Here is a 17,177-nt window from a genome sequence, read left to right as displayed (position 1 = left end):
CGAGTTGAGGATGACCACGGTGGTACGTTGATGATGGCGACGGTGGTACGTTGAGGATGACGGTTGAGTGCACATTGAGGATGACGCCGCCACTCTATGGCATCCACAACCTTTAAAAACTACGTCATCCCCGACTCCGATCGGGGATCCAGTGTGAGCGGCAGCGAATGCCCTTAGCGTCGGACGCCAGACACCTGACTTCCGACGTCACTTAAGCGAATGCCTTTAGCTCCCGACGTCAGACTCACCGCTCCGACGAAAACATACCTACGCTTTATCAGACTTATACTCGTAGTGGTAATAACCATAGCCATATCCGTAGCCATAGCCATAGCCAGAAGCACGACGCTCTACCGCATTCAATACAACGCCTTTAACGGTAATACCATTCTGCTCAAATCGTTGCTTGGTCACTTCCAGCTCTTTAATCGGGTTTAAACCAAAGCGCGCAACAATCATGGTTGTACCGCACTGCCGGCCTACAATCGCCGCATCGGTTACCGCCATAATGGGCGGGGTATCCACAAGGATCATGTCGTAATCACCGCTAACCGCTTCCAGCAATTCTGTTAAACCCTTGCTCATTAGCAGCTCAGACGGGTTTGGCGGAATGGAGCCGCGCGGCATAATCGACAGCTCGGCTATTTTGGTCGGCTTAATGGCTTCTTTTATGGAAATCCGTTTGCTAAGCACCTCAGACACACCGTCTTCAGGCCCCATATCAAACATTTTGTGCATATAGCCTTTACGCAAATCCATGTCGATTAGCAGTACGCGTTGTCCTGCCTGAGCAATAACCGCCGCGAGGTTACCAGATACAAACGACTTACCGACGTTAGGGCTAGGACCAGAAATCATCATGATATTATTACTGGCTTCCAGCATGGCAAAGTGCAAGCTTGTTCTCAGGCTGCGCAGTGCCTCTATGGTAATGTCAGTCGGATTTCTGTGGGCAAGAAGCGCCGTGGGGTGCTGATTTTTGGGGCGACGACTAAGGCTCTTTTTGCCAAGTACAGCACGATCTAATTTGCTTTGCTCATTCGATAATGGAATAGACGCATATACCGGAAGACCAATCGCCTCAATATCGTCTGGGTTTTCAACACCGCGATTTAGCGCTGCTTTAACAAGAACAATCGCTACACCCAAAAATCCACCTAGCAAGGTCGCAATAACAGCAATCAATGCCTTTTTCGGTTTAACCGGCTCTTCTACATCAACAGCGGCATCATCAACAATACGAACATTACCCACGGTGCCGGCACGTACTATATCCAGTTCTTGGATATTGTTAAGCATTTGAGTATAAATCTCTGTACCCACTTCAAGATCACGCTTTAAACCAAGCAGCTCCTGTTGAGTTTCCGGCAAGCCTTTTACGCGCTCACTAAACTCGGCTTTACGAGCCCTTTGCTCGGCCATCTGCTCGCGCCAGGCTTGGTAGGCGGGGTGGTCACGGGTATATAAGCGATCAAGTTCCGCCTTCTTCAATTGAAGCTCGGCAATGCCAGATTCAATTTCCACAACCTGCTCAAGTAGCGCTTCTGCCTCGGCGCTAATGTTTACCGAACCCGCTTTAACCTGATATTCATTAAATTTACGCTCGGCTTCTTCTAAATCTTTTTTGATCGTTGGCAATTGCTCTTTTAAAAAGTCCAAGCTTTTTGCTGCCTCGGCTGACTGACGCTCTACATTCTGACGAAGATACGTCTTGGCAATCACATTAAGAATATCTTCTGCATGGCTAGGGTCCGTGTCTTCTAAAGACAAGGCAATAATGCCGGAGTCTTTGCCCTTTTCAGATGCGCCAAGTACTTCTTGTAAATCTATGATAGCGCTGAGGCGACGGAGCTTGGTTAACGAAAATTGCGTACCTGGGCGGGCGTTTAATGCGCTAACGTATAGCTCATAGCCTTGCTCAGTAATGGTTTCGCCAACCTTGCCAGTCAGAATTTCCTCATCGTCTGGTGACATTAGCGTATAGCTGCCGTTTTCGCCGGCGATCAAGGTGTGAGTCTTGTTAAATAAAGAGGCTGGAACCGTAAAGCGGCTCGCGGCTATAACTTCGCCACCCCAGGCGTTGCTGCTTGTTCCCAGTAGCGGGTTGTTTAACGAACCTTCTTCACCACTAAAACGCCTGGCAATAGCATGACCAATCACCGGAAAATAATGCGGCTCTATAATAATATCTAAATGCAGATCATCTACCGCAGTACCAATTACCTTGCGGCTTTTAAGCAGTTCAATTTCTGTAACGGCGGCAGATTCACCGCCAAACATTTCCGTCACATCACTCATACCTGGCAGGCTAGGTGACTTTTCTTCTACTTGAACAATGGCATTCGCGCGGTAAACCGGCGTCGCTATTAGCGCATAAGCCACACCCAAAACCATAAATACAGCAGTGATGGCAGCAATAAGAATTTTAGATTCCCACAAGGTACCAAACAGGGCGAGTAAATCAATTTCGTCGTCTTGGTGCTGACGTCCGCTATTGCTGGAGGGATTGTTGTTACTTGCTTGCGGCGCTATTGGGGTTTGGCTTGTCATAAAATCCGGTACCGAATTCAGGTAAGAATAGGTGGTGTTTTAGTCGTGCGCGCCGCTTTGTAATGAATGTCGGCGCTCACCAATTCGCATAATTAGTAGAGCTGGGTGTTCCTGTTGCTATTAATTATTTTCAACGTCGCCAATTCTATCGGTTGCGAGAATAGATGGAAGCAGCTGGCTTAAGAAGCGGTTCCAACGAGTAATTGGCGCAGGCGATACATAAACAATATCCCGCGCTTCAAGTGGGAACTTATCGGCTAGCATAAAGCCAACAGCAGATGCTGCATTTAGATTGTAAATGGTGGCGTGGTACACAGGAAGGCCGTCCGCATCATTAGTTATTCCGGTGTTGCGCAGCACATAAACACCACGGCCGTCGGCGCGGTTTTCGTCGATGCCATTCGCTTCTGCCAAGGCTTCCGCTAGGCTCGTACCATTGCGAGACATCAACAAACTTTGCGGCCGATTAACTTCGCCCAGTACAAAAATCTTCTCGGCGTCGTTGCGTGGCACATGAATTACGTCGCCGTCTTGCAATAATAGGTTTTCGCTCCAGCGACCATCTTCATATAAAGACCGCAAAGAAATATCAGTTGTTACTCCGTTACGGCTAAGAGTGATACTGCCCCAGCTAGCGGTATCAGTGAGACCGCCTAAGCGGTCAATGGCGTTGATAAGAGTTAATGGAACCGAAGAAATAGGTACTATACCGGGCTGCTGTACAGAGCCGCTCACATAGACTCGCTGGCTATTAAAAGATGCTACTCGCACATCGATTTGTGGCTTTTTGATTACAGAGCTTAAGCGGTCTACTAAGAGCGCTTTGACCTCACCGGTGGTTAAACCTGCTACCGCGATATTGCCGGCGTAGGGATAAAACACAGTGCCATCAGATTTAACCTCATTACCGCCTTCTGCGGCAGTTCTAAAAGAACCTGCAGGAATTGTAAGTTCCGGATGCTCCCAAACTACGATGGTGAGAATATCGCCGACGCCAATGCGGTACTGATAATTGGCAATTGCTTGCTGCAGCTCTAAATTAGGCGCTGCAATAACTGGAGTATCGATGTTTAAATGGTTCAATACCGTGGCATTAATAGGTATGAACTTGGTGTTGATGGTGGCGGGGGTGTAATCCTCAGGGGTGTCATCAAACCAGCGCGAATTCAAAGAACTCATATTACTGCCGGGTACAATGGTACACGCTGAGATGCCGGCAATAAGAATAGCCAAAGTGCTTGCTTTCAAAATATTCATGCAGAAAAGTCCGTTGCTGCGATGTTTGTACCCTAAGTTTGCACGCGCATAACTAAGGTATGAATTTAAATGGATAGTGCAGTGCACTTGATCAGACGGCAGTCACCAAGGCGCCATTATAGCGACAAACTCCTGACATTTCCTTTTGGTATATCCGCTAATCCCTTACGAGCCAAAAAACGTTAATGAAGGCCCACTTACACGAAGACGCAATCATAGCGACCAAGCCTCCTTCACACCAGCGCTGTTTTTGTGCAACAAAGCACAAACCGAGCCAAAGTGCTAAGCAAGTTGCGCAAAATACCACCCTTTGTGTAAAAAAAAATAGCACCAACAAGAAAATTCACAAAAATGTAGTCATATAAAGGAAGAGCAAAAAGCGACACCTCCACCTTAGTCATCATCCCCATCCCAGAAAGCCGCCATCCCCGGAATAACTAAGTCGTCATCCCCGACCCCACCCACTGCCATCCCCGAGTTTTATTACTCGTCATCCCCGACCCCGATCGGGGATCCAGTGTGAGTGGCAGCGAATGCCTTTCGCGTCAGGCCCCAGACATCAGACATCCGTCTAAACCCCCGCGAATGGCTCTGCTTCCGACGTCAGCTCCCCGACGTCCGGCGGCCCCCTGCGAATACCCTTAACCACCGAGCAAACAAAACAGAGAACCAAACATCAAAACGGCGGACTAAAGAACCGCTCTACCCCCTTAAATAGGGGTATTCCCAAGCCAGAAAACAACAGTACCATTGCGCCTTATCGGCATTCTCCAAGGACGGAAGTGCACTCTTGGCCCACTAATTGCTTTGTGGCTGTAGTGGTTAATGCGCAATGGGCAGTTCGATGCCAGTGCTACTAGCCGTAACAATTCGTGCTTATCATCTAATCGCAACAAAATGCGGGCCGAAATTGTTGCATGAACGTAAAAGCGCAGTAATTACATGGATTTACCCTTGGATTCTGCCCTTAATTAGCGCAAAATTGCGCGCTCAATCGGAGCGGTAGAACAAATTTAGTGCAAAACTCCAAATTGCAACTAAACTTTAATGCCCCTGATATAAGCTTTCAGGCTGAGCGGGAATTGCTAGCGGTTCCACTAGATATCTGTAAGTTGAAAGAAACACCCTAATGAAGGCTGTCAACGGATTGCCCGCTTTCCATGAATGAAGAATAGAATTCCTAAGCGAGGGAGTTGCTGTGAACACAGAACGATTAAACGTAAGCAATACCATACAGTCCGGTGGTTTTATAAAGCAGCATCGCTCGATGCTAATCGGTATGCATCAACTTGCCGACGTATTGCTTATATGGGGCTTATTAACAGTACTGGTTAATATAGCGGGCTACAGTTGGGAAGTATGCTACCAAGTCGCGGCGTTCTTTGGTTCTCTCAGTTACCACATCCTTGCTCATAAAAATGGCCTGTACTTTTCTTGGCGTGGCCAATCTATATTCCAAGAAGTCAAAACCGTCTTCTTGACGTGGTTAATTGTACTCGGCGCCTTGTTAACCGTTGTATTCCTGTTTGAGTTAAACGAATCATACGGTGGCGGCATTATGGTTGCGTGGTCTGTCGCTGTGCCTGTCGCTATCAGTTTTTACCGCGTATCTGCACGTATTGTTCTCAGAGAAATGCGCCGCACCGGCGTCAATACCCGCAAAGTCGCTATTGTGGGCGCCAAAGAACCCGGCCTTACCTTGGCAAGAAGTATTTTGCAAAGCCCGTGGATGGGGATGCACATAGCGGGCTTTTATGACAACCGCGTCAAAATCGGTGGAAGGCCATTAGAAGGTGAAAAGCTCCAAGTACTTGGCGACATAGAATTCTTAAAAGAGCAAGCCAGGGCAGGTGAGTTCGACGACATCTATATTGCCTTACCAATGCGAGAAGAAGAAACTATTAAAGAGCTGGTTGAATTCTTAGCGAACAGCTCATGTTGCGTTCACATAGTTCCCGACGTATTCACCTTTAAAATGCTCAATGCCCGAAGCCGAGAGATCGGCGGCTTACCAGTTGTAAGCGTTTACGACACCCCATTTGACTCATTCGACGCCGTCGTCAAGCGATTAGAAGATGTAGTGCTTAGCTCAATCATTCTATGCCTCATTGCAATTCCGATGTTGTTTATCGCTGCTGCAGTAAAATTTACGTCTAAGGGCCCTGTAATCTTCAAGCAGCGCCGCTATGGAATTAACGGTGAAGAAATTATGGTGTGGAAGTTCCGCTCCATGACCACCTGCGACAACGGCGATGTAGTGGTGCAAGCCACAAAAGGTGATGCGCGTATAACCAAAGTCGGTGCCTTTATTAGAAGAACCTCGCTTGATGAACTCCCTCAGTTCATCAACGTATTGCAGGGCAAAATGAGTATCGTAGGCCCTCGCCCCCACGCGGTTGCTCATAATGAGCTATATCGCGATCAAATCAGTGGCTATATGCAGCGTCATTTAGTTAAACCTGGTATCACCGGTTGGGCTCAAGTAAATGGCTGGCGTGGTGAGACTGATACCCTCCAAAAAATGCAAAAAAGAATTGAGTTTGATTTGTTCTATATTAGGAATTGGTCTGTTTTTCTAGATATAAAAATCATTTGGAGTACTTTGTTTACTGGTTTTGTTGGTAAAACTACTTATTAATCTTTGGTTCTATAGCAGCTGAGGACTCCTAAAATTTTACTTTCGTACGTTTCTCTGGGTTGGGTAAGGGCATAAATTTTATGGGGCGGCTGGTGGAGAGCAAGCGGCATTCTGTTGGGCTAAACAATGGATCAATATTTTTAAAGTTGGGCTTTAATGCATTAGCGATTTTTAGCTTGATGTTAGGCAATGTAGCTTTTTTTATAATTCTGGCTCGGAGCTTGATGCCTGCAGACTTTGGAGAGTTTGTTTACTACTATTCTTGCGCGTCACTTCTAGTTCTAATTGTTGATTTTGGTTTTACGCAGCGCGTGCTTAAAGATTACTATGGGCTTTCAAGTAAAGCAAAGTGGGCTTTTAGCGTTCGGGCGGTTCAATACAAGTCAGTAGCAGCATGCATCATTTTATTATTGTCTTTCTTGGGCCTTATGCTTGGTTTTGATGCTTATTTTTTGGGATTGGTTGTTGCAAGTATATTTAGTTCTTTTGGTGACTACTCTTCAGCGACATTAAAGGCGCAGGGTGAGTACTCGATAGATGCACTTGTGTTGATTGTATCGAATATTATTTTATTTTTATCAATAGTATTTTTGTGCATATATGTTAGTAATACTGTTGTTGCTGGTGTCTCCGCATTAATGATCGGTAAATTCGCTTATTTTTTTATTGCAACAATAATTTCGAAAAATATATCTAAAGCTAACATTTTTCTGATGCCTGTTCTTTATTTTCGTGGTTTGAGGAGAATTGTTTCTCATCATTGGAGTTACGCCATTGATGTTGCCGTTACGAGATCCTTTGGGATTGTGGATACAATTATCGTTAACGCTGTTGTAGGAGCGGCGGCTGTTGGCTTGTATCAAAGTGGTCAAAGAATACTGCAGGGAATACTTCCAATGGCGCAGGTATTAAATAATGTTTTCCTGCCTCGAATTTCTAATAGGGGGAATGTTAAGTTAAAGAGAGATAATTTACTGTTCTTGCTTTTTACATTCTTAGGTGCAGCTGGCTGTACAGTTGCTTTTTCCGTATTTGGTGAGATTATTGTTTCTATTACTTTTGGTGATCAGTATGCCGCGATATATGGGTATCTACCATTAATCGGGTTTAACGGGGCAATTCGATTTTTGTGTTCATGGGCTGCTATCAGACTTACAGCTGCAGGTAGGCAAAGGTATCGGGCAAGAGCCAATGTGATTTCAGTGCTTTTGTTAATGATATTTATGTCTTTAGGTGGCGGATTTTATGGGTTATCGGGTGTGCTTTATGGTGCGCTGATTGCCAATTCCATGTTGTTTGTATTTTTGGTAATGGGTATAAATCTACGGAGAATATTGTGAGCTTTAATAATAAAGTACTTAAGGCGGTATATAAGGCTTTTAAAAAAATAATAAAAGATGAAATGTCTAGTGTACTGCTTCGTGATTTATATCGTTCTGCTTATGGTGTAGACGTCGGTTTGTATAGTTATGGGTGTTTTGATTCTACAAGATTCCCAGCTAAAACAGTCGTGGGACGTTATTGTTCTGTAGCTCCAACTGCAAGAAGGTTTAATGGCAATCACGGGATAGAGTATTTGTCTCTTCATCCGTACTTATATAACGCTAAGCTTGGGCTTGTCGGTAAAGAGTGCATAAAGCGTACGCATTGTGAGATTGAGGATGATGTATGGCTTGGGCATAACTCAATATTGTTGCCGTCTGTTACTGTCGTTGGACGAGGTGCTGTAATTGCGGCCGGAGCGGTGGTAACGAAGAACGTACCGAAATATGCGGTTGTAGCGGGGAACCCAGCAAAGATCGTGAAGTATAGATTTCCAGAAGATGTTATCGAGCAAATAGAGCGTACTAATTGGTGGTTATTGGACAGAGAGGAAATTGCCGAAATGATATTGAACAAGCGTGAATTAATGTATTCACCGAAAGAGTATTTCCTGGGTGTGGGTGAATCATGAAAATTGGTTTAATGTGGCATTCTTTTGGGAATGGAAATTTGGGAGTTGTAGCATTAAGTATTTCCAATATGTCTATTATTTCAGAAGCAGCGGAGTCGCTTGGGGTAACGCCAGAGTTTATTGTCTTTGGGCCTAAATTACAGAGTGGAGGTAAGTTGGAACTAGATGATATTTCAAATGTAAAGTATGTTGAGTTGTCGATGCCGGTTTTGTTTAGCTCTAAAGTGTTGCGCGTGGTTCGTGAGTTGAATTGCTGTGATGTTTTGTTCGATATTGGATCTGGGGATAGCTTCTCAGATATATATGGAGTAAAACGGTTTTCGAAGATGATTTTCTCAAAGTTTTTGATACGTAATAGTACAATCAAGCTAATTATGAGCCCTCAAACTATAGGGCCGTTTAAAAACCGTTTCTTTAAGTGGCTTGCAGCCTTGTCGATTAGTCGTTGTCGTTTAGTTTATGCCCGGGATAAGCCTTCCTTTGATTACGCAAGAATATCAATGTCATGTAAGAATGTGCAGCTATCTACAGATGTTGCTTTAACTATGCCTTATACAGTTAAAAATAATTTAGCTAGTACAGGTAGTATTAGAGTTGGGGTGAATGTATCTGGGTTGCTCATGTCCGGTGGATATAGCGGAGAAAATCAGTTTGAGTTAAGTGTCGATTACCGAGTGCTAATGACTGATTTTATAAGCTACTTAGTGTCGCATAAAAGTGTCGAAGTGTACTTGGTGTCTCATGTTTTCGGCTCGGGAAGTATGGTGGCCGAGGATGATTATGCCGCTGCTTGTGAGTTACATAATTTATACCCAAGTACGATTTTGTGTGGCAAATATTCTGATCCTAGAGAGATTAAAGGTCTGATTTCCGAAATGGACTTTTTTGTCGCTGCAAGAATGCACGCATCAATCGCTGCTTTTTCTAGTGGTGTCCCTGTTATACCTCTCGCATATAGTAGGAAATTTAAAGGCCTGTATGGCTCGCTAGGATACGATCGAGTAGTGGATATGAAATCGGTAAATAATGACGAGGCACTTCGGGCGCTTATCGATGCATTTTGTGACCTGGAAAAAGTTTCAGGAGAGGTGTCGATATCAAATGCTAATGGCAGAAAAGTTATAAATACTTATAAACGTGATGTGCAGGAAGTTTTAAGAGGCTGCGGGGCCTGAGTATGAATAAAGTAAGTGAAGTCGTCAAAAGCGGCCTGTGCACGGGTTGTGGGTTATGTGCGACTGCAAAGTCAGCTCATGTAGTAATGGAACGTTCCGGGGGGTTTTTGAGGCCGTCAGGCGTAGAGAAAATTTCAGTGATAGAGCAGAAGGGAATATTTCATGCTTGCCCTGGAGTAAGTTCCGGATACATGGATGTTGAGTTGGAAAGTGGGCAGCTCGAGGACCGCTTGTGGGGTAAACATTTAAGTGTAATGGCGGGACATTCTACTGATTCACGAGTTAGGAAAAGAGGCTCATCAGGTGGAGTTATCACTGAAATAGCCACTTATCTTTTAGTAAATGGATTGGTGAATGGTGTTGTAGTTACTATTTATGATGAAGCCAACCCAATCGCCACGTTAACTAAGATCGCGCGGACACCGGATGAGGTTTTGGAGGCTGTAGGTTCAAAATACTCACCCTCATCACCTTTAACCGTTTTGGATACAATTCATAATGCTCAGGGGCGGTTCGCGGTTGTTGGTAAGCCATGTGATGTTGCAGCATTTAGAATGCTTATAAATGAAGATGCAAGATTGTTAGATAAGATCCCGTACTTACTTTCATTCTTTTGCGCTGGAGTGCCTAGTGATATTGGGAACACAAGGCTTGTAGAAAAAATCGGGGTTCCAATTGAAGAGCTTGCGAAATTTCAGCATAGGGGTGACGGTTGGCCTGGAAGTGCAATCGCTACTTCAAAAGAGAACATAGAAAAGAAGTTAAGTTACAATGAATCTTGGGGGCAAGTATTGAGTAAACATCTTCAATATAGGTGTAAACTTTGTGGAGACGGTGTTGGTGAGGCCGCTGACATAGTTGCGGCAGACGCTTGGGAGTGCGATGAGCTGGGTTACCCTCAGTTTTCCGAGAAGGATGGGGAAAGTTTGATAATAGCTAGAACTAGCAAGGGTATGGAGTTGCTGACTTCAGTAATTGAAAGAGAGGTTGTGAGGGCGAGTGATATTGATATTAGGCTGATTGACAAAATGCAACCTGGGCAATTGATAAGGCGTCGCGGTTTGCATGCTCGTATTTTAGCTTTAAAAATTTTAGGTAGGAATACGCCAAGATATTCAATGTTTCGGTTGTTGAAGTACTGTAAAAAAGTAAGTTTGTCTGAGTATTTAAAGAATTTTACTGGTTCGTTTTGGCGAGCTATAAAAAGGTAGTGACGTGAACATGGTGCAATTATTTCGTCATAGAAGTGTATTTATTGTTGCCGTAGCATTGTTTATAAATTCCCAAATATTCAGCGCGACAACCGGGAATCCGCTGGGCATAAAGGGGCTTCAAGAAATATTCTATGTTTGTTTGGTTGTTTATACTATTGGCCATTTTTATACGTTACTGAAAAAAGGTAAGGCTTCTAGGTGGGATTTATTTGTAATCGCGATAGTTTTGCTTAGCTGGATATATTCTGCGCTGTTGTCAGCACTTCATTTTGGCCAGCCCTTTATATATGGTTTGATAGAGGAAAGGCGAATTCTTTCTTTCCTGATATATTTCCCAGTAATTTCGGTATTACGTTTAGGTGTTCTTTCGGAGGAGGGTGCGTTTAATTTTATAATAGTGGCTACAATTGTATGTGTGATTGCATTAGTTTTGGTTGCTATTGGCATTATACCTTCACTGCAGGAAATCGAAGTAGGACAGTCACAGATACGTCAAGAGAGATATGGAATAGGACATCATTATATGGCTATAGCCATTTTGTATTGTTTCTATAATATCTCAAAGAATGTCAATAAAGTAAATTCTTCATTTGTGATTCTGATTTGTTATTTTGCCCTTATTTTGATTGTTCAGACGCGGCAGGTGATTTTAGGTGTTTCTTTGGCCGCGTTTGTCATTATTGGCAAGTTGAGTCAGAGGGGCTTGGTGCAGGTTGCTATTGTCATTGTTTTAGTGGCGATTGCAGCATTGGTCATGGGCACGATTTTTCCTGAATATATTGAGCGTTATAAGCTCTTAATGGAGCAAACTTTCTCGGATGATTATTTGGTCTATAGCGCGCGTTCCATGAGTATAAGAAACGTGTTTGATTTTGTAAGTGAGGGTAATTATTTAGGGGGTGGCGCTCTCTCGCCATTGTGGCAAGGAGGATTTACTAAAATTTATGGCGAATATTTTTTCCTCGCAGATATTGGGGTTTTCGGTACAATTTATAAGTTTGGAGTTTTCGGATTGCTTATATATCTGTTGTATTTTCCTGCGCAGATTTATTTGATTAAAACCTCGGGTGACCCTGACAAAAGGAAGTTATATTTGGCTATATTTTTGTATTTGTTGGTGGCTTTCCCATTCGCAGCGATTATAGAATATAGAGGTTTTATTTCGGGACTTTTGTTCAGTTTGACTGTATTTTCTAGTGAAAAATCTAAAATGGAAAAGTTATCATGGGCAGGGTGACGGATTTTTTTGTCGTTGGAGCTCCTAAATCAGGAACGACTTCACTTTATTTTTATTTAAAGCAGCATCCTCAAATATTTTTGCCCTCGAAGAAAGAACTTCATTATTTTTCCTTTCCCGAGTTGAAGCAACGAGAGTCCGGGCCGGGGGATAAATATGTGCTCCGAAGCTGTATTGAAACGGTAGAGGAATATTTGGAGCACTATAAAGGTTCTGACGGATTACAATGTGGCGATATATCGCCATCTTACTTGTTTCATTCAGGAAGTGCGTTGCGAATCAAGGAGTTCAACCCTAGTGCCAAGATAATAATCCTCCTTCGGAATCACGCGGAAAAAGCATTCTCTCAGTATAGTCATCTGCGAGGAGTTGGCCGCGAAGCTCTTGGTTTTAAAGAAGCATTACTAGCAGAAGATGAGCGTGACAAAGCTGGCTATTCTGATTTTTGGCTTTATAAGAAGTCGACTTTATACGCCCCTTGTGTAGAAAATTATCTGGATATTTTTGGGGCAGAGTCAGTGCGCGTGTATCTTTTTGATGATCTAGTTAATGATCGGAAAAAGGTTTTGACCGAAGTGTGTGGTTTTTTAGGTGTCGACAGCAGTTTTCACTTTTTAAGCGAAGACGCGCACAATGTGTCTGGGAAGCCGAGGTCGTATTTTGTCGCTAAATATATTTTGGCTCCAAATTTGTTTACTTCGTTCCTGCGCAGAATCATTCCTTCAAGTGTTGGAGCGCCTATCAGAAGTTTTATTAAGGGGTTTAATACCGGTGGGAAAGAGAAAATGTGTCCAGTTGTTCGAGATGAATTATATGATTTATTTGCCGAAGACCGATTGGAATTGGAATCTATATTAAAGCGGAAACTGCCGTGGTGAAGGTTAGGTGTATGAATGCTCTGCTAGTGACTGGGATGCACAGGTCGGGCACAACGTTTGTTGGGAAGATTCTTTCTGAAGCACCAGAAGTCGTGTCACTTCATGAGCCATTTAATAAAGAATTTGGTATTCGCGGAGTTGAAGCAGTATATCCAAGTGTCTTAGATAGTTATCTTCGAAATCAGATTTGTCAGGTATTATCGTTAAACTTTAAAGTTAAGAGCGTAGCGCCAGGCGATTCATTTTCAAAAAGTATTGCTCGCCGACTTGTTGGTGGTAGAACTAATATAGATAAATACAAAGCAAAATGGCAGATATTTAAAAATAAAGAAATTAATACTCTTATTATTAAAGATCCATTTTTAATTCTTAACTGTGCGCAACTTGCTGATGACTTCGGTATTCCGTCGGTCGTAACATTAAGGCATCCTGTCGCGATTTGGCGAAGTATTCGTCGTATGAACTGGGTTTTTAATTTTGAAGAGTTTGGTAATGAGGAAGTCACAAAAAAATATTCTTCGTTAACTAGAGTAGAGTTAAATAAGCTTAGTGAAATTGAAAAGTTTTCTTATTTATATTTGATGCTATATTCGTCAGCGTTGGACGCGAATAAGGCGTCTAGCATGGTTCATTTATTCAGGCACGAAGATATTTGCGTTAGGCCGATTGATGCATTTTCTGAAATGGCTGCCATGTTGAATATCAATTACACAAATTCCATGAGTGAGCTTGTTCATCAGAAGACCAGTGCTGAAAAGGCAGAGTATGATAATGACAAGTTACACAATTTTTATAGGGATTCAAAGGCGCTAGCGTGGTCGTGGTGTGATGCCGAGTGTTCGGAAGAGGAAAGTATCATTAAGCGGATTTGTGGTGATTTAGTTGATGACCTGTATGGGTCTTGGCGGCCGGAGTCTTGTTTATGAAATACGAGATGGCAATAGTTGTAGTAACTTTTAATAATGAGAGGCATGTAGGCCAGCTTCTAGATAGCATTGTTAAGTATGTTGACACTACCTCAACCCCTGTAGTTATTGTCGATAATAATTCTTGTGATAAAACTGTAGAGCTATTGCTAGAAAGAAAGATAGAAGGTGTAACGGTTGTATGTGAATCATTTAACCATGGTTTTGGCGTTGGAAATAATATTGGAATAGGAAAGGTTGATGCTGCGTACTATTTTTTACTTAATAGCGATGCTTTCCTTGTTGCAGGTAGTCATGTTCAAGCGTTGAATTTTCTCAAAAGCAATCCTCGCATAGGTGTTGTTGGATTGCCTCTTGTTTTTCCCGATGGATCACCGCAGACGTATAGTTATCCTTATACATCTCCAACGAAAATGCTAATGCAGGCTGTCGGAGTGCAGCATGTATTTATGTGGTTTGCTCGGTTTAGCTTGGTCAAAAAGGCGATGCTTAGAGTTTCTATTTCTAGGGACTACATCGAATCGCAAACTCGTAAAAATATAGACTTCAATAATTTGAATATTTCAAAAGATATAAACTTCGTTAGATCTGACTGGGTCTGTGGTGCGGCGATGATTTTATCTAGAGATTTGGTGAAAGAGACCGGAGGATTTGATCCTAATATATTCCTATATGGTGAAGATGAGGATTTATGTATTCAAGCTAGCGCCCTGGGGTACGATGTTGGTGTTTTAAACGTGGTGCCGATTGTGCACGAGTTCGGTTGGGGCAAAAACAAATCGAAGTCTAGCTACTCAGACGCTAAATATAAGTCGCTATCATATTTCATTAAGAAGAATCATTCTGGGTTTCGGCGACTTTTGATGCTGGTTATTATTCGATTTAAGTTTAAAGGCATTTTTAATTAAATTATGAGTATTGGCGGCGTTGTACCTTCATTGCTAGAGAAGATATCAATTTTTGATAGTAGTAGTGATGCACTTGATGAAATTCAGAAGTTGCGTGACCAAGCTAAGGGGGCACTGATTCTTTCATTTGTTAATGCTCATGCCATTAATTTGGCGTACAAAGAACCGGATTTTTGTTCTGCATTGCAGAATTCGGATATTTTACTTAGAGATGGTATCGGCGTGAGTATTCTTTATCGCGCCGTTTCAAAAGCCGCGGGTATCAATCTAAACGGAACGGACTTAATTCCCTCATTACTCAATACGACAACAGGGCTTCGCGTTGCTGTGTGGGGTACAAGGGATCCAAATTTGAGCCTTGCTGTTGAAAAAATACAAGGTTTAGATCACTGCGTTACTAGTGTATTAAATGGCTTTCACGACCTAGATCGGTATGTTTCAGAGTTTTCAAATATTGATGCTGATATTGTTGTTCTTGGTATGGGGATGCCCAAGCAAGAAATATTGTCAGCTTTGTTAAAGGAGGTTCCACCAGTTCGTGGAGGTTGTCTAGTAGTTTGCGGTGGTGCCATCTTAGATTTTTTATCTGGGAACATAGAAAGAGCACCCGATATCTGGATAAAGCTTCGGTTTGAGTGGCTTTACCGATTGGCTAAAGAGCCAAAACGGCTATGGCGTCGTTATTTATTGGGTAATATTGTATTTCTTTATCGAGTGATATTGATTTCACTGAGGACGAGGTTTGAAAAGTAAGTTGCAGGTTTTAGTCACCGGCGGCGCCGGCTTTATCGGCAGTGCCGTTGTTCGCCATATTTTGGCCGACACTGACGCCTCGGTCATCAACGTCGACGCGCTGACCTATGCGGGCAATCTGGAATCCATTCCCGACACGGAAGCGTCAGCGCGTTACGCATTTGCGCAGGTGGATATTTGCGATTTTGCCGCCCTGAGTGCGGTGTTTGCCGAGCACCAGCCTGATCTTGTGATGCATCTGGCGGCAGAGAGCCATGTTGACCGCTCAATCGATGGCCCGGGCGCCTTTATCCAAACCAACGTCGTCGGTACCTACAATCTGCTGGAAGCGGCCCGCGCATACTGGCAAGGGCTTGATGTCGACAAAAAGGCCACTTTTCGTTTCCATCATATCTCCACCGATGAGGTTTATGGCGATCTTCACGGTACCGACGATCTCTTCACCGAAACCACCTCGTATGAACCGAGTTCACCCTACTCCGCGAGCAAGGCGGGATCTGATCATTTAGTTCGGGCGTGGGGGCGCACCTTCGGTTTACCCATTGTGGTTACCAATTGCTCAAACAACTACGGCCCCTATCACTTTCCGGAAAAGCTCGTTCCCCACATTATTTTGAATGCATTGCACGGCAAGCCGCTGCCAGTGTATGGCGACGGTAGTCAGATTCGTGATTGGCTGTATGTCGAAGACCATGCTCGTGCACTGTTTAAAGTGGTTACCGAAGGTAAGTTGGGTGAGACCTATAACATTGGCGGCCACAACGAGAAGCGCAATATTGAGGTGGTGCATACCATCTGCGACTTGTTGGAGGAGCTTGCACCGGAAAATGAAAACTCTCTTGCCAGCGGCAAGGGCTTTAAGGACTTAATCACCTTTGTGAAAGACCGTCCAGGTCATGATGCTCGCTACGCGATCGACGCGAGTAAAATTCAGCGCGAGTTGGGCTGGGTGCCCCAAGAAACCTTTGAATCGGGGATCCGTAAAACCGTGCAGTGGTATCTCGATAATCCTGAGTGGTGGCAGCGGGTGCTGTCGGGGGATTACAAATTGGATCGGATTGGTGATAAAGGGGTGGTCTGAAGTCTGGCGTTGGACGTGGTCGCATAACGCTGGACGGGAGACGGTACACGCTGAAAAGTCCTGATGTAAGGGCTGGCATCAGCTGCGTCTTCCGTGAAGCGTTGAACTGCGTCTGGCGTCAGACACCCGACGTCAGGCTTATCTAAATTTAAAGGGATGGCAATGAGCAAAAAATACAAAGGCATAATTCTGGCTGGCGGCTCAGGTACTCGCCTGCACCCGATTACGATGGGGTGTTCCAAGCAGTTGCTGCCTATCTATGATAAGCCGATGATTTACTATCCCTTGTCAGTTTTGATGCTGTCTGGCATCAAAGATGTTTTAGTAATATCCACGCCAACCGATTTACCCGGCTTTCAGCGCCTGTTGGGCGACGGTAGTCAGTTCGGTATTAATATTAGCTACGAAGAGCAGCCAAGTCCCGACGGGCTGGCTCAGGCTTTTACCATCGGTGCCGATTTTATTGGTAACGACAATGTCAGCTTGGTGCTGGGGGACAATATCTTCTACGGGCAACACTTCTCAGACAACCTTAAAAGCGCTGTCTCCAAAGATACAGGGGCTACGGTATTTGGTTATCATGTGACCGACCCGGAGCGCTTTGGT

The 17,177-nt window shown here is 43.9% G+C and carries 14 protein-coding genes; 12 read left to right on the top strand and 2 right to left on the bottom strand.

Annotated features, from left to right (window positions below; translation table 11 throughout):
• Nucleotides 1–267: 267 nt before the first annotated feature.
• Together KXJ70_RS08860 and KXJ70_RS08855 are read right to left on the bottom strand one after the other, a co-directional pair.
• Nucleotides 268–2,550, bottom strand: a complete 2,283-nt coding sequence (locus tag KXJ70_RS08860) for a polysaccharide biosynthesis tyrosine autokinase (protein ID WP_219043147.1) — start codon at nt 2,548–2,550, stop codon at nt 268–270.
• A 120-nt stretch (nt 2,551–2,670) separates the two neighbouring features.
• Nucleotides 2,671–3,807 (bottom strand): polysaccharide export protein, encoded by a 1,137-nt coding sequence (locus tag KXJ70_RS08855; protein WP_219043146.1) that lies wholly within the window; start codon nt 3,805–3,807, stop codon nt 2,671–2,673.
• Nucleotides 3,808–5,005: 1,198 nt separating this feature from the next.
• Here KXJ70_RS08855 and KXJ70_RS08850 point away from each other — a divergent pair.
• The 12 genes from KXJ70_RS08850 to KXJ70_RS08795 all read left to right on the top strand — a co-directional run.
• Nucleotides 5,006–6,445 carry an undecaprenyl-phosphate glucose phosphotransferase gene (locus KXJ70_RS08850; protein ID WP_369409764.1) on the top strand — a complete coding sequence of 480 codons (1,440 nt, stop codon included), beginning with the start codon at nt 5,006–5,008 and terminating at the stop codon, nt 6,443–6,445.
• Nucleotides 6,446–6,525: 80 nt separating this feature from the next.
• Nucleotides 6,526–7,785, top strand: coding sequence for a lipopolysaccharide biosynthesis protein (locus tag KXJ70_RS08845; protein WP_219043145.1), 1,260 nt, complete (start codon nt 6,526–6,528; stop codon nt 7,783–7,785).
• The gene (locus tag KXJ70_RS08840) at nt 7,782–8,399 is read left to right on the top strand and encodes a CatB-related O-acetyltransferase (protein ID WP_369409763.1); all 618 of its coding nucleotides are present in this window, start codon (nt 7,782–7,784) and stop codon (nt 8,397–8,399) included. Before KXJ70_RS08845 ends, KXJ70_RS08840 begins: the two co-directional genes overlap by 4 nt.
• Nucleotides 8,396–9,574: a polysaccharide pyruvyl transferase family protein gene (locus tag KXJ70_RS08835; RefSeq protein WP_219043144.1), complete on the top strand. Its 1,179-nt coding sequence runs from the start codon at nt 8,396–8,398 to the stop codon at nt 9,572–9,574. The genes KXJ70_RS08840 and KXJ70_RS08835 overlap by 4 nt, the downstream gene beginning before the upstream one ends.
• Nucleotides 9,575–9,576: 2 nt before the next feature.
• The gene (locus KXJ70_RS08830; RefSeq protein ID WP_219043143.1) at nt 9,577–10,785 is read left to right on the top strand and encodes a Coenzyme F420 hydrogenase/dehydrogenase, beta subunit C-terminal domain; all 1,209 of its coding nucleotides are present in this window, start codon (nt 9,577–9,579) and stop codon (nt 10,783–10,785) included.
• A 4-nt stretch (nt 10,786–10,789) separates the two neighbouring features.
• Nucleotides 10,790–12,025, top strand: a complete 1,236-nt coding sequence (locus KXJ70_RS08825) for a hypothetical protein (RefSeq protein WP_219043142.1) — start codon at nt 10,790–10,792, stop codon at nt 12,023–12,025.
• Nucleotides 12,013–12,903 (top strand): sulfotransferase family protein, encoded by an 891-nt coding sequence (locus KXJ70_RS08820; protein WP_219043141.1) that lies wholly within the window; start codon nt 12,013–12,015, stop codon nt 12,901–12,903. Before KXJ70_RS08825 ends, KXJ70_RS08820 begins: the two co-directional genes overlap by 13 nt.
• Nucleotides 12,904–12,914: 11 nt before the next feature.
• Nucleotides 12,915–13,829 (top strand): sulfotransferase, encoded by a 915-nt coding sequence (locus tag KXJ70_RS08815; RefSeq protein WP_219043140.1) that lies wholly within the window; start codon nt 12,915–12,917, stop codon nt 13,827–13,829.
• A complete protein-coding gene (locus KXJ70_RS08810) occupies nt 13,826–14,737 on the top strand; it encodes a glycosyltransferase family 2 protein (RefSeq protein WP_219043139.1) in 912 nt (303 codons plus the stop codon). Before KXJ70_RS08815 ends, KXJ70_RS08810 begins: the two co-directional genes overlap by 4 nt.
• A 3-nt stretch (nt 14,738–14,740) precedes the next feature.
• Nucleotides 14,741–15,490, top strand: a complete 750-nt coding sequence (locus KXJ70_RS08805) for a WecB/TagA/CpsF family glycosyltransferase (protein ID WP_219043138.1) — start codon at nt 14,741–14,743, stop codon at nt 15,488–15,490.
• Nucleotide 15,491: 1 nt separating this feature from the next.
• Complete coding sequence (gene rfbB / locus KXJ70_RS08800) at nt 15,492–16,571, top strand: dTDP-glucose 4,6-dehydratase (RefSeq protein WP_219043670.1); 1,080 nt, start codon at nt 15,492–15,494, stop codon at nt 16,569–16,571.
• Between the two features lie 162 nt (nt 16,572–16,733).
• Nucleotides 16,734–17,177, top strand: a 444-nt coding sequence (locus KXJ70_RS08795) for a sugar phosphate nucleotidyltransferase (protein WP_219043137.1), incomplete at its 3' end; no start/stop codon positions are given.

It is taken from the genome of Zhongshania aquimaris (genome assembly GCF_019312595.1).
Classification (GTDB): domain Bacteria; phylum Pseudomonadota; class Gammaproteobacteria; order Pseudomonadales; family Spongiibacteraceae; genus Spongiibacter; species Spongiibacter aquimaris.
Note: the sequence above shows the minus strand (reverse complement) of the source record. Positions and strands in the feature narration are given on the sequence as shown.

Bases quoted from the DNA above. Each gene is read 5' to 3' on its own strand.
- KXJ70_RS08860 (WP_219043147.1), bottom strand. From the start codon at position 2,550: ATGACAAGCCAAACCCCAATAGCGCCGCAAGCAAGTAACAACAATCCC.
- KXJ70_RS08855 (WP_219043146.1), bottom strand. From the start codon at position 3,807: ATGAATATTTTGAAAGCAAGCACTTTGGCTATTCTTATTGCCGGCATC.
- KXJ70_RS08845 (WP_219043145.1), top strand. From the start codon at position 6,526: ATGGGGCGGCTGGTGGAGAGCAAGCGGCATTCTGTTGGGCTAAACAAT.
- KXJ70_RS08835 (WP_219043144.1), top strand. From the start codon at position 8,396: ATGAAAATTGGTTTAATGTGGCATTCTTTTGGGAATGGAAATTTGGGA.
- KXJ70_RS08830 (WP_219043143.1), top strand. From the start codon at position 9,577: ATGAATAAAGTAAGTGAAGTCGTCAAAAGCGGCCTGTGCACGGGTTGT.
- KXJ70_RS08820 (WP_219043141.1), top strand. From the start codon at position 12,013: ATGGGCAGGGTGACGGATTTTTTTGTCGTTGGAGCTCCTAAATCAGGA.
- KXJ70_RS08815 (WP_219043140.1), top strand. From the start codon at position 12,915: ATGAATGCTCTGCTAGTGACTGGGATGCACAGGTCGGGCACAACGTTT.
- KXJ70_RS08810 (WP_219043139.1), top strand. From the start codon at position 13,826: ATGAAATACGAGATGGCAATAGTTGTAGTAACTTTTAATAATGAGAGG.
- KXJ70_RS08805 (WP_219043138.1), top strand. From the start codon at position 14,741: ATGAGTATTGGCGGCGTTGTACCTTCATTGCTAGAGAAGATATCAATT.